A 13810-nucleotide genomic window follows, 5' to 3' on the forward strand; every position below is an offset into this window, starting at 1 on the left:
GGTGTCAAGGTAATTCCACATGTGTCGGATGTTGCGGTTGAAAGGTCGGGAGACGCATGGGGTGCATGTGCAATTCTCCTATGCTGATCGCACACTAACCATGGCATCCATGCGACCGCCGTGGGCGGCGCATGATGCCTGTCGTTATGCATAAAAGAGGGAATAGCGTGTGCCAAAAGATGATCATTTTGTAGCGCAAACCTATCTAAGGAAGTTTGTTGACGACGAAGGAAGTCTCACGCCCTACTACAAAAATTGTCGAGTTATCATCGGCAAGAAAAAAACACCTAGACAAGTATGTTACGAAACTGACGGCGATTCTAATAGCTACTTCGACAATCCAAGAATACTGGATGATTACCTACCTCATATTGAAAATCCTTGGGCAGATAATGTTGCCAAATTACAGGCAGGTGAAGTGGATGCAGATTGTAAGTATGAAATCGGAGCCTATATCTCTTTTTTGAGATCCTGCACACCTACGGCAAAAAGGCTTGGCGCTGAAATGATCAGCGCGAACATGCAGCCTTTGGTTGACAAAACTCTTGCGGAACAATTTCACGAGCTTGGAGAAACTACAGACGAAGTCCGATCGGCTATAAAAGACGCAATGGATAATCGGGAAATTAGAGCAGTTGTAGATGAGGAATATGTTCACGCCATCTCTATCCAGTACTTAGTTCATTCCGCTTATAGGTTTTACTGCTCCCATTGGTTGGTGCTGTTGAATGAAACAGGTATTCCATTTGTAACCAGTGACAACCCAGCCGGTATTTTTTACGATGATGAAAACCCGCAATACGCCACAGTTTTTGTGCCGCTTTCTCCGACACTAGGCGTACTTATAAAGCCCGACTTCACAATCGCGAGACCAACGATCGAAGATGTGAAAAGGTATAGTCACCCTGGTGATGATTATGCACACCCAAAGGAAAGTTTCGTAGCTACTCTAAATGAGCTAACAGTCAGGAGTGCGGAAAATATTGTGCTCCATTCAGCTATTGATGAAGACCTATCAGCTTTGGTCGAAGCGAATAGAGATTGGAATGTCCAAAACCAAACATTCGAGCTGCCTTATGAAAACGGAATGTACATTATCAATAGACAACGTGCATGTAAAAATGCATAACAAGGTGCTGCTAGGGACAAAACTACGCTGCGCTTCGATTTGCCCCAGAGCACGGCGTTGGGCTGCAAACCCTAATTATTAGAGGGAAGAGTGCCAAAAGGGCCGCTGATTCCGCTGCGTGACTTCGAGCGGATACACAAGACCATCTACTCGGTGATAAGTAACGAGCAGGGAGATCCGCTGAAGTCATGCTTTTTCTTCTCGATGTTCGCGGCCGCTATCATGCGCAGGCACTATAAGATCGATGCCAAAGTGACGGCTGGCATCGCCGCTTACAGGCTCGGGATGGACGACAAGCATACTTTAATGTTTGCGGAGGAGGTGGATGGCTATCTTGAGTGCACTGACAATGGATTTCATGCCTGGGTGGAGGCCGATGACTGGGTGATAGACTTCATGGCGCCTCTATTCCCAAAAATCACGCCGTGCGCCGCCAAGATGTTCCAGAAGAAACGTAATCAGACAGCTTCCACGCCCGATGGCCTCTCTGTTCCGGGGGACTTCTTTGTTTTGGGCAATCAAACCATGACCGACAGCTTGTTCGATCACTTCGACTCGAAGCCAGCGTATGCCGATTTACTCGAAATTGCGAAGCGCTGGTACAAGCGGCCGCCGAAGAAGATGGCTGGCGAAGTTGGCATCGAGAATGGGAAGGGAAAGATCGATATGGTGAAGCTTCAAGGGGCCCGGCTTGTAGGCGCTTGGTAGCCCAGCCCAACAATGCCATCGAGCCGACGGCGCTAAGCGCGCCGCAGCTCATGGCCGACGTTAAGCATCACAAGTGGAATCACTATGAAGCCTGAAAAAGATATTTTGCCTGTCATATCGGATACGAAAATTTCGGTAGGCAGTGATCAGAGAAATTTGTATTGTCCTGAGTGCGGCTGCATCAATACTCACGTTGAGGCGCCATATTTAAAGCTTGGTGATAGTTGGCATGGTAATGGTGAGGTAGCTATTACTCCGTTGTGGAGCGAATGCGGATCAAAGTGGGAGGTTTGCATTGGCTTTCATAAAGGCGACGCTCCTATATTCGTGCGTGTTAATGAATCCTGCAAATCTAAATAGCCCGCAATGCTTAACAAGCCAAGGCAGTGGGACATATTTTGCTTCGCTGCGCTCAAAACGCAAAATATGCCCCTGCTTGGGGGCGTTAACTTGTAGTTCTCCATTTCGAGAAGAGAGAAAATGAAAGTATTTATAAGTTGGTCTGGTGAAGTCAGCAGGAAAGTCGCGGAAGCTATCCGTGAATGGCTTCCAACAGTATTGCAAACCGTAAAGCCCTATTTTACCCCTAGTGATATCGAGAAAGGTACACGGTGGTCATCAGACATAGCGAAAGAACTAGACGATTCAAAAGCTGGCATTTTTTGCGTCACACGCGAAAATTTATTTAGTCAATGGCTTATGTTTGAGGCAGGAGCAATTTCGAAACAGGTTGATCAGTCATTGGTATGTCCGATTTTGGTTGGATTAGACAACTCCGATATAAAAGGTCCATTGACTCAGTTTCAGACAACTCTGTTCGAAAAAGCCGATTTTAAAAAACTGGTTTTGGATATCAATAAAGCAAATGCCGAAAACCAGCTAGAAAGCACTGTTTTAGACACTGTTTTCGAAAAATTTTGGCCTGAACTCGAAGAAAAGATCAACGGAATACTAGACATTGAAGGCTCCATCGATAGTAAGGGTGCGGATTTGCGGCCTGATCGAGAGCTTATTGAGGAGATTCTCGATCTATCAAGGGCCTTGGCAATACAAAAATCTGGCGGATTCAAGCCTCACAAAGAGTTTAATAATTTAATATCTGAATTTTTGGTCTCATTTAATCTGGTTTTTGATATTGATTGGGATCACACGAAAATGTGCATTGAAGATTCTCGATATTTAATTGACTCAGAAGCTACTTTTTTAAGTCCCGGAGTTGATGACGAAGAAAACAACTGGGCGAACAGAGCTAGGTTGCTGACCTCTTATCGAAATCTCATTGAGTATATTAAAACCCACAAAATTGATATCCAAACACAGTACTAATAGTTAAACCAAAGTTAACCAGGGGCTGCAGCAGACCGCTTTTCCGGCGCGGCGCGCCTCCAAATCGGCCGCTGAGCCCAGGCGTTATGCGGCAAGAACAAAACGCTGTCTACCCAAAGCAGTTGTATAATATTGGTCGCTTATCGAAGGATCTTAAATTAAACAAAAATGAGCACAGTAAAAACGGAATTAAGGGCACGAGTTCGATTAAGACCAACCAGAATTGGATTCCTTGTTAGGCCCTCAGATAAGAAATCCTTACGCCAGATAATGCGGGTAAATGCCTGTCTTTGGGGAGGCATCTATAATCCAATTATTCCTGTCTATACCAAGACACCAAAAGAATGGGAAGACGACCATCACTTCCCCATGAAAGGGAAAGATGTCGCACAAGGTTATATTAAGTTTTTTGATCCTGATGTTTATGTTGAAGCCGAAGAGGGATTGCTGGAAAAAATAGGCCTTGAAGCCTTTCAAACTGACCGCCTAGAAAGGAAAGCTACTCTACTAGATGACTTTTTTGGCCAGGAGTACAGGGGGTTATATGAACCTGAATTTGGGCAATCTGTATTCGACCTCCTCGAGGATGTCTATGTTTCAGAGCGTAGATTCAAGCTTCGAGATGATTTTCCCGCCATTTACTCTTCAAACGAAGATCTGTTTTCTGAAGCATGTATTGGATGTTACCCGAATGATGAACACGTAATTTATTTGAAAGAACACTATAAAGATGTGTATCAACCTGAAGAAGTAAAGCCAAACCCGGAATTATGGTTAAGAATATATGGGGACCGATGTGAGACCCCCTTTTCAGTGGCCAGCAAACACTTTGAGGTGTTCAGAACCTGGCAGGATGATCCCATTATTTATGTTTTTAATCCTTCAAATAGTAAAGACATTATCGATCTTTGGAATCTGAGAATACAAACAGCACCAATCTTTCCAGTACCTATTAAATGGCTACCCGATTTGGCTGACTCCATCAGAAATTTTATTAGGTCTAATTACAGGTCTCTGAAGGGAAATAATAATGGTGTAATGCACCGGGTTACGATTGAAAAGTCTCGATCTATTTCAGAAAAGCAGGCTAAAGAAGAGATTCTTCCACATTTTGATAGCTTGCAGAATAAGTCATATACTATAAAGTATTGGCGAACCCGTGTATGGGATGTGAGTTATCGAGGTCATTTTTTTCAACAGCCTGAACGGGCAATGATTACGGCTGAAGAGTCAGACCAAAGCATAGAACTAAAAGACGAGTCACTGTTAGGAGTTTTTGACACGTTAGCACCGCCGTTCGCGCAACGATACAGCGGCTCAAGAAGTCGATGGGCTAACGTAGTAAAAGTTTCATCACCGTATGAAGGGTCCACTGTTGCGCTCAGTTTGCCATTTAATACATTGGATAGGTCATGGCCGCATTCTGGCATTAAGGAACTTGCGTGCGGGCGTGAAGGCTGGGTATTTCTTCAAGATCACAAATCTGTTAATGAATACGTTTCATTCATTAAGCATGAAGATGCTTTCACCAGTTGGTTTAAGCGCTTTAGTTTAGATGCTCGATGCTCGGAAGCTGGACGTATAGCGAGACAAATGATAGATAGTCTAGGTGGCTTTTGGGGGCTATACCTAGTTGACGACAAGGAATCAGTTCAATTTATTAATAAGCACGCATTAAGCACCAGAAAGCGCACCATCGATGACTCTGGAGAAGTGGTTGAAGAAGATTTTAGTGGTCGGTCGGCATCAATAAATGACTGGCAAGCTATGATTCAACGTAGGAAAGCAGCAGGTTCTCATCATTTGGTAAATCTTTCTCACTATATTGAGCGCAATGTTATTAAAGTTGGCATTGAATCCGAATGCGATCATTGCGGAGCTAAAAACTGGCATGGTTTGGACGAGGTTTCGTACGACTTGCGCTGTCTCCGATGCCTGAAAGACTATAAGTTTCCTCAGGGTAATTTGAAACAACACAATAAAAACTGGAGATATCGTGTAATTGGTCCTTTCGCAGTGCCTGATTATGCTCAAGGAGCTTATGCTTCTCTGCTTACAATTCGGTTCTTCACCAAGATGATGGGGCATGATGCCCCAAGCAGCTATTCTACGGCCCTCGAATTAAAAGGCGAGAATCAAAAAACTGAAGTTGATTTTGCCATATGGGTGCCTGAGGAAAGAGGTTTCGATATTAATGGGGAGCCGAGACTGATTATTGGAGAGGCGAAATCCTTTGGTGAAGATGTTATTAAGAACGACGATCTTGAAAAGATGAAAAAATCGGCAAATTTAATCCCTGATTCAATAATAGTTATTAGTGTGTTGAAAGAGTCATTCTCGGAGAATGAAAAACAGCGTCTCAATGAATTTGTTTTATGGGCACGTGACCCGATTGATTACCGTCCTAGACATTGGGTGATTTTATTAACGGGAACAGAGTTATTTAACGAGTTTCTTGAACGAACATGGACAGAACTAGGAGAACCTTTTAGCACACATGCTGACTACCACAGTACTAAATATCTTGAGCCACTATCAGATGCCACACAGTCGATTTACTTAGGTCTAGATCCGTACTATACGTGGTTAGAAAATAGGAGAAAGGAAAGTTGACATGGTGAGTATAGTCACGATCCCGCATAACAAGGCGCTCTTTCGGATGAAAACTACGTTGCGCTTCGCTTGCGCCGCACAGCTTCAACATTATGTGCACAAGTGACGAAGGTGTACCGTGAATAAATTATATCGGGTTTTGCTCCGCGCTTTGAATTCATGGTTTTCCATGGTTTTCGTCGTAGCGTATTGCTTAGGAAGTTTCTACTTTGGGCAAGTTGGTAAGGATATGAATATTTTTGCGGCATCGGGTGCAGTCATGACTGTATTTGGCTTATTCTCGATGATTCGCTTCACGACTATTGAAAAGTACTTAAATCAAGAATCAATCGTTACTACCAGCACCGGGATGACTGGGCCACCATTAAGTTCCGAAAAGGCGGAGAGGCTGAAGAAGGAGAGTCAGAAACGCGCACGAGTTCGGTTACAAAAAGAGCTTCGTAGCGAGCTGATAGGAATTTCGTTCACGGTCACTGGCACTATCATATGGGCTTATGGCGCTTACATTCCTGTGTTGTAACTGCATTCGGTCTGGTAACACACATAACCAGTGTGGGCACGGCGATGCCCATTACATTGCGCCTTCGGCTTCATTCCATGGGCGCGCGTGTTGCAAGCGTTATGCGGGACGGGGGCCAAAAATATGAGTGACGCGATTTGGAAGCTTGTATACCGTTGCGCGCAAGAGTTGACCCAACAAGGTGTGACACCCTTTACACGATGTGACTTGATCCGTTGCGTGCAGCGTTATAAATCGGAATGCGGTCCCGACTCAATAAATCCGATCATTCAAGGAATAACGGAAAACTTACGTGGAGGGGCGCCCGGCGCGGTTGGCAAGAACCTGTTACACAGCGTCGGCCGAGGACAGTTCGTCCTGCGAGGTGCCGCGACCTCTGGGTCACTTGAGAAAAATCCATCCTGGACTTCCGTCCGTAGTCAGCCCGGTGCAGTTCGGGAACAAGACAAGCAGCCAGCCGCAATTTCTCATGAAACTCTGGAAATCGGCGGATATGCGTTTAAGTACATCTGCGATATCGAGCCGGTGAAAAACGATGATGGAACTGTTCGTGAATTTACTCCGCAGGATCGATATGAAAACACTGGGCAACTTGCATTGAACAGGTATGGGGCTGGGCCCTTCTGCAAGTTTAAACTTTCGCGGAATATCGCGAGATCTGGTGTCTACGCGTTGGTTGTAGACGAGCATGTCTACTATATCGGAGAGTGTAAGAACCTTACCAACCGCTTCAACATGGGCTACGGGAATATTTCACCCCGGAACTGCTTTGCTGGTGGACAAGAGACGAACTGCAGAATAAATAATTTGATCTTTACAAGCGTGAGTGAGGGTTTGAAGGCTACTCTTTGGTTCCATGAAACCAGCGACTACAAGCAGGTGGAGTCGGATCTAAGGGCGCGAGGGAAATTCGGATGGAACCGTACATAGGAAGCATGCATAACAATTCGCTCCGGGCGACGCTGGAAACGCTACGCGATTCCAGCGGACCTGAGCTTGGACGTTGAACTAAACCGTTTCGCGGTAGCTGTCGTCGAGTCACGTCTTTTGCCTGATCGCACCACACTGATCATTGACCCGCGTGGGTCAATGATCAGGAGTGACGACGATGACTGTTTTGCGACAAACGATGATCGAGGCCATGCGTCAGCGCGGTCAGCTCCGTGTGGCGCAGAGCAAGGGCGCGAAGGATCGCATGGTGCTGCTGACGTGCTCGCTTGCGCGATTACGGGCAAGCCTATCGACCGGGAACCCGGCTGTTCCCGAGCGCCCTGTTCCTGGTGCGAGCCCTGTCGCGCCACTATCGTGGGTACATGGTCAGCGCCCTGCGCCGGGCGGCCACCGGTGACGTGGACAACCAGCTCAACGCCCTGATGGCCACCGAGTGGGTGGTCTACAGCAAGGACTGTCTCGAGCACACCGACACGGTGGTGCGCTATCTGGCACGCTACACGCGCTGGATCGCCATCAGCAATGCCCGCATCCTTGCCGTGGACGACCGCCAGGTCACCCTGCGCGTCAAGGATTATCGCGACCGTGATCGACCCAAACGGCTCGTGCTCGCTGGCGAAGAGTTCGTGCGCCGCTTCCTGCTCCACGTCCTGCCCAAGGGGCTGATGCGGGTCCGTCACTACGGCTTTCTGGCCAATCGTTGCCGGCGACGACGTCTGGCCCAGATCCGCCAAGCGCTGGGCGTTATCGACGCGACGGCGGATGCCGATACCGCCGCCGGCGACTCGGCACCGACCTACACCTGCCCGCATTGCCGGCAACCGACACTGCGGGTGATCGGGACACTCAGCCCCGGGCGATCCCTGCACGGCCGACTAGACAACCACAGGACGCAACGTTCTCGAACATGACCTAACGCTCTATTCACACAACGGACTCGACGAGTCGGCCCGCTTGCGGGTCGTGGCAACGCTCGTCCCGATGTTGGATTTTGGCCAGCAGGCGCGCTACGTTGGGACACATTGGGGCCGAAGGAGACTGGGATCATGAGCGATAGCACTGCCCGAACGTGCCACAACAGCCCCGTACGCGTGCGATCGACTGCCTCAGGCCGCACGTCGGCCAATGCAATACCTTATAGAAGCTGTGGTATCGCAGCCTGATGGGCGATTTAGTCCAATAGGCATTTATCCGCCATGCTTCGCACGGCGAAAAAATGCTGAACAGTTATACCCTGTATGGCGCACTCTTCTTGTCTGAGTGCTGATTTTTAATCAACCTCTACAGAGATTTTTTGTATTACTCACAAGGTGTAAGGAAACAAGATGTTAAAAAAACTAGCTGTTTTGTGCTTCTCTGTACCATTAACAGTATTGGCAAATGATCTTACTGCTTTGCAAAGTAAGGAGTTAACCGTATTTGCGGGAAAGTCAATGGGAAGTGATGCTGAGGTCTCTGATATTAAAAAGGTTATGCCGCGGAAAGACATTAATGAGCTAGTGGCAACTGGGATTAATATAAACGGTTTTTTGTGCGCATCTGTAACAGATATTCGTGCCATGAAGGTTAAATCAGTATATGAAGTAACATGTATTGCTTATCGAAATGGTACTGCGAAAAAAACTTATATGGTTGATGCTCTTAAAGGGATCGCATTCGAACCATAGACCATAGGTATAACAAGTCGTTTCAACCGACGTGAGCTGCTGCGCAGCCCACGCGGTTGAACTCCACGTTATGGAAGGAAATTCTTGAGGTGGGAAATTCGCTCTGAGTACGCGGGAAAGTAGATGGTAATCCTGAACGATATTTTGAACTGGACTCGATCGCGCCCTTCATGGCAGCGGGATACATGTCGGCGCCTCCTTCAACAAGAGAATGGCTTAGGTGAGGCAGATTACTCCGAACTTTACGAGCTGCTGAAAAAAGACAATGGCATACAGACCGACCGCGCCGTCGCCTCAGTACCATTAGCCAATGAGCATCTTCCCGCAGAACCGACGCCCGGCGAGACGGTTACTCTCGTCTCGCTGCGTGATCTTAGTCACGTGAATCAGATCTCCAGTGACCACAAACTCGTTTTCTCAAGCGACGGGATTACCGTAATCTACGGGGGGAACGGGACTGGTAAGTCCGGTTATGCCCGGGTCATGAAGCGAGCCTGCCGGGCCAGAGATCAATCCGAGCCAATTCATCCAGACGCAAACGATCCCTCGGCGGCACGGAGAGAGCCGTCAGCGACATTCGACGTTGAAGTCTCTGGCAGGACCGAAGAGATCGCGTGGTCGCGGGGAGCGACACCACCAGACCGGCTCTCCCGGATTTCCGTATTCGATTCGAAGTGTGCTCGCGCATATATCACGGCAGAACAGGATGTAGCGTACCTCCCTTATGGTCTAGATATTCTCGAAAATCTTGCAAATGAAGTTGTACCGAGAATCGAGGAAAGGCTCGAAGCGGAAATCGCCGAAATCGATGTGGACAGAACCCCATTTAACCATCTCCTTGGCGAGACACAAGTTGGAGAGGTAATTGGGAAGCTGTCCCCCGAATCGGACGCGGATGCGATAACGTCCCTCGGAACCTTGACAGAAAACGAAGCCAGACGGATTGTCGAGCTCGAAGCAGCCCTCAAGCAAGCCGACCCCTTGGCCAAAGCGGAAGAGTTGCGGCGTTCGGCAATTCGCTTGAGTACCTATGCCGACAAACTGTCCAGTCCTATTGTTTGGGTTAACGATCAGGCCGTCGAAAAGCTCCAAAGACTCGATAGTGAACGAGTCGCTGCAGAGGACGTCGAGAAGAAGGCAGCAGACGCGCTACGCGCCGGTGAAGAGTTGCTTCCAGGAACGGGAGATCAGACTTGGAAGAATTTGTTTGAATCGGCGAAACGCTACTTTACCGAAGTTGCTTATCCGGGCGAGAAGTTTCCGGCGTCCGCCGAAGGAAAGGTGTGTCCTTTGTGCCAGGAAGAGTTGCCGGATTCCGCCAATCAGCGCTTGAAGAGATTTCACGAGTACATAGAGAACGACGTTGCAAGGACCGCCGATGCTGCCCGCAAAAAGCTCGAAGAGGCAAGACGGAAGATCGAGACGGCTAGGTTGTTAGTTTCGCCCGACGAAGCGCTCACTGATGAACTAAGGGAGCTGGATGACACAGTCCTGAAAAAGGTCGCCGAATTTCAAGACGAGCTTGAGTCACGTAGAACCTCGATGCTCGAATCCTTGAAAGCGTCAGACTGGACTCATATTTCTGACCTCAGTGAATCGCCGCGGGTATACGTTCGGCAACTTGCCGCCCATCAGCTCAAGGCGTGTCGGCAGTTAAGGAGAGCAGCGGACGAAGACAAGCGTCGAAACCTTGAGAAGGAATTGGCCGAGTTGTCGGCGAGGCAACGCCTCGCGACGAGCTTGAAAGCGGTGACCAAATTGCTGGAGCGGATAAAAAGGAAAGCGGCCCTCGAGATCTGCCGAAAAGACCTAAAAACCCGCCCGATCTCCAACAAATCGAAAGAGTTGGCGTCAGTGGCAGTAACCGATGAACTTCGGAAAGCGCTTGATAAGGAATTCGGAACTCTAGGAATTGGGCACATCAAGACGAAACTCAAGGAACGGAGCGCTCGGGGAAAGATGCTCCATCAACTGCTCCTTGACCTTCCCACTACAAACAAAATCGACGAAATCCTGAGTGAAGGGGAGCAGCGGGCGATTGCCCTAGGTTCGTTTTTCGCGGAGCTGGCATTGGCGAACCATTCCTGCGGGATAGTGTTTGATGACCCAGTCTCGTCATTGGATCATAAGAGACGGGGAAAAGTTGCAAAACGAATGGTGGGGGAGGCGAGGTCCCGACAGGTTATCGTGTTCACGCATGATGTAGTGTTCTTGGAGCAGCTTCGAACAGAGTGCGAACGTGCGTCGATCGAGCCGGCGATAACTAGTTTAGATCGTTCGGGCACGAGCGCAGGCATTGTCAGTCCGGGATTACCCTGGGCGCATCAAACCGTCGGGGAGCGCATTGATGCACTAGAAAAGGCGCAAAAACACTTTGAGAAGCTGCCATGGCCCGTTGAGCCGTCTGCGGAATTGGCAGGGGAAATCACCCGGCAGTATAGTCTTCTGCGGGCCACCATCGAGCGCGTCGTCCAAGATCAATTGCTCAACGGAACGGTTCAGCGGTATAGGGATTATATCGACGTAAGGCGCTTATCGAAGGTGGTGGGCCTTCGACAAGCCGAGGTGGACGAATTATTCCGACTCAACCAGCGATGCCACGATGTCGTGGAAGCCCATGATCCTGCTTCCGCTAAGGACGAGCCGCCGCCGACGCCGGACGAGCTCAAGCAAGATATTGCCGATCTTCGAGCCCTAGTGGAGGCGGTTAGAGCCCGAAGGAAGGCTGCGCAAGGGACCGCCTAGGAAAAGTATGCATAACAAAGCCATCAACTCGGATGGGCAAAAGCGGAGCTTCGCTTCGCTTTTGCCCACCGGTTATGGCGGCCGTTAACCTTATCTGGAGAGTTTGGTGCAACAAATTCCGACAATGTTTCTGACACATGCCGCTGACGTTCTCGGTGACACGGATAGCGGATTGTCTGGGAGCAATATTGTTAAGGCGTTTTGTGGATATGCATTTGATTTGAATGTGAATATTCCTTATGCGGTCTACCCATTTGATGCTCCAAATAAGAGAACTACTTTGCTTGAAAACCTCCGTCGGTTTGATCCAAAAGACCAGTACCGGATCATTAAGGAGCTATGTGAGCATCCAAAACTTCCTCAGCCAGTTGCAGATTCCGTCAACAATCTCAAGATTCAGCTCATCGCTCGATACGGAAAAGAATTCGGCTTTATTAGTTCTGAAACACTGAATGAAACCCTGGTTCAGGAAACTACTCATTGGCTTTCTGATCATCGTGACAGCCTAAGCCTGTATGAATCAGCGTTGATGAAGTTCAACAACAACGTTTTCGAGCGTAATCTTTTGGATGATCTTCGTCTGTCACTAGAGCTCCTATTAAAAAGTATTTTCCAGAATGGAAAGGCGCTGGAGAACCAAATCCCACAGCTCGGAATCTTCATAAGTACCAATGGCGGCTCCAAGGAGTTTTCAAATATGTTTCGGGTGTTGGTTGACTATTGCTCGAAATACCAAAATTCTTTTGTAAAACATAATGATGCTGTCGTAGAGGAAGAGGTAGAGTTCATATTTGAGATGACATCATCGTTTATGAAGCACCTTGTAAAAATGAGTATCAAAGGTTAACAAGGCCAAGCACAGCGACAGCTTTTCCGTTGCGGGTTCGTCTCCATTCCGTAGCCGCGCATGCTGGCTGGCGTTAGAAGCTAAAGGAGGAAAAATTAAGCAATGTGCAACACAATAGACTTCATCCATAATTACTCGGGTTTTCATGAGTTAAAATCATCATGTCATGTAAGAATTTTAAATGATGAGGGCAAACCACTTACAGTTATATGCTCTCAGTTACCTAGCAACACCGGAACCTCAGTTACCAATGTAGCAGAGCATATTGCTTCTGAAATCTGTGAGAAAATCAGCAAGGAAAACAAAAAATTGAGACAAGTCATTGAGAGCTATTTCAAGGAATACAAAAGTCATGAAATGATTGATCACCTGATAAATAAGCTTAAAGAGTCAGGTAATTATAGTGTTTTTTTCTTAGAAATACTGAAACAATCTCTCAAATTCGTATCTGAAAGTAACCTTGCTGCTGACAGAGTTAAAAATCTGATTTGGATTGAGCACTATCCACCAGGTGTCGGGTTTCATCCTACAGAGCATGAATATGCAGTTGTTAGCTTCAACAAGGAAACATGGGAGCCTAGCTGGAGTAACTGGGTAAAAGAAGAAGCAATTTCTGAACATACAGGCTACTCAGTTGAAGAAGTAACTTTGGCAGGAGTTGAGCTTAACTAAAGCTTCTAACAAGAAAATTCAGGTGACGCTTAAGGTGCACCTGATTTAGGCATTGGATGTAGATGGAATGAAAGTTCGAGCGCGGATAAAACGGATTCCGGGTTGGCTTTGGAGGGCAAGATTTGTCGGTCTGGCCTTGGTGGTGGTCGTACCGGTTCTTGTTTCCGCTCTTTCGCCAGACGTAGATGCGAGTTCCATCCGTCTTTGGGGGTTGTTTCTGCAAGTTCTTGGAATCCTGACAGTGATATGGGGGATTTCGAAAACCCGCTCATTGTTTGGACACCCATCGGTGTTTCGAAAGTAGTGGGATTGGCTCAAGAGTTTTCCGCTATGGGCGAAGCACGATGTCTCCGGTGTCGCGGGCACGGCGGCTGTCACGACGGAAGGCGCGAGCGACGCTCACGTAGTGCGAGGTGCAGGGAGAAATGCAACGTTGGAGCAACGGCTGGACGCTCTGGAACAGAATGTGACGGAGATTCATAGTCGCATCTCAACCATTCGAGGGAAATTACAAGACCGGATTAAGGCGTCCGAGGATGCACTGAGCCAAGAGAAACGGGAGCGAACGAAGGGCAATGAGGAGCTTCGCGAAATGCTGGGCAACCGGGACCGGCGGCGTGCACATTTCCGCG

At 48.1% G+C, this 13810-nt stretch carries 10 protein-coding genes and 1 pseudogene; all 11 read left to right on the forward strand.

Annotated elements, in window-relative coordinates; genetic code table 11:
- The first annotated feature begins 169 nt into the window (after nucleotides 1–169).
- The 11 genes and pseudogenes from FVV99_RS16855 (at nucleotide 170) to FVV99_RS16905 (ending at nucleotide 13178) form a co-directional block, all read left to right on the forward strand.
- Nucleotides 170–1129 carry a DUF4238 domain-containing protein gene (locus tag FVV99_RS16855; protein ID WP_148255299.1) on the forward strand — a complete coding sequence of 320 codons (960 nt, stop codon included), beginning with the start codon at nucleotides 170–172 and terminating at the stop codon, nucleotides 1127–1129.
- 90 nt (nucleotides 1130–1219) lie between these two features.
- The gene (locus FVV99_RS16860) at nucleotides 1220–1837 is read left to right on the forward strand and encodes a DUF2026 family protein (protein WP_148255300.1); all 618 of its coding nucleotides are present in this window, start codon (nucleotides 1220–1222) and stop codon (nucleotides 1835–1837) included.
- Between the two features lie 480 nt (nucleotides 1838–2317).
- Nucleotides 2318–3163, forward strand: a complete 846-nt coding sequence (locus FVV99_RS16865) for a TIR domain-containing protein (protein ID WP_148255302.1) — start codon at nucleotides 2318–2320, stop codon at nucleotides 3161–3163.
- A 270-nt stretch (nucleotides 3164–3433) separates the two neighbouring features.
- Nucleotides 3434–5776 carry a hypothetical protein gene (locus tag FVV99_RS16870; RefSeq protein WP_148255303.1) on the forward strand — a complete coding sequence of 781 codons (2343 nt, stop codon included), beginning with the start codon at nucleotides 3434–3436 and terminating at the stop codon, nucleotides 5774–5776.
- Between the two features lie 118 nt (nucleotides 5777–5894).
- Nucleotides 5895–6296, forward strand: a complete 402-nt coding sequence (locus FVV99_RS16875) for a hypothetical protein (RefSeq protein ID WP_148255305.1) — start codon at nucleotides 5895–5897, stop codon at nucleotides 6294–6296.
- Nucleotides 6297–6419: 123 nt separating this feature from the next.
- Complete coding sequence (locus tag FVV99_RS16880) at nucleotides 6420–7226, forward strand: GIY-YIG nuclease family protein (RefSeq protein WP_148255307.1); 807 nt, start codon at nucleotides 6420–6422, stop codon at nucleotides 7224–7226.
- A 341-nt stretch (nucleotides 7227–7567) separates the two neighbouring features.
- Nucleotides 7568–8158: pseudogene (locus FVV99_RS16885) on the forward strand (IS91 family transposase); the annotation flags it as partial.
- A 414-nt stretch (nucleotides 8159–8572) separates the two neighbouring features.
- On the forward strand, nucleotides 8573–8914 hold the full coding sequence (locus FVV99_RS16890; protein ID WP_148255309.1) for a hypothetical protein: 342 nt from the start codon (nucleotides 8573–8575) through the stop codon (nucleotides 8912–8914).
- Between the two features lie 123 nt (nucleotides 8915–9037).
- Nucleotides 9038–11659: an AAA family ATPase gene (locus FVV99_RS16895; protein ID WP_148255310.1), complete on the forward strand. Its 2622-nt coding sequence runs from the start codon at nucleotides 9038–9040 to the stop codon at nucleotides 11657–11659.
- Nucleotides 11660–11765: 106 nt separating this feature from the next.
- Nucleotides 11766–12506 carry a hypothetical protein gene (locus tag FVV99_RS16900; RefSeq protein WP_201745133.1) on the forward strand — a complete coding sequence of 247 codons (741 nt, stop codon included), beginning with the start codon at nucleotides 11766–11768 and terminating at the stop codon, nucleotides 12504–12506.
- 102 nt (nucleotides 12507–12608) lie between these two features.
- On the forward strand, nucleotides 12609–13178 hold the full coding sequence (locus tag FVV99_RS16905) for a hypothetical protein (protein ID WP_148255311.1): 570 nt from the start codon (nucleotides 12609–12611) through the stop codon (nucleotides 13176–13178).
- Nucleotides 13179–13810: the final 632 nt, after the last annotated feature.

This window comes from Aidingimonas lacisalsi, assembly GCF_008079445.1.
Lineage (GTDB): Bacteria > Pseudomonadota > Gammaproteobacteria > Pseudomonadales > Halomonadaceae > Aidingimonas > Aidingimonas lacisalsi.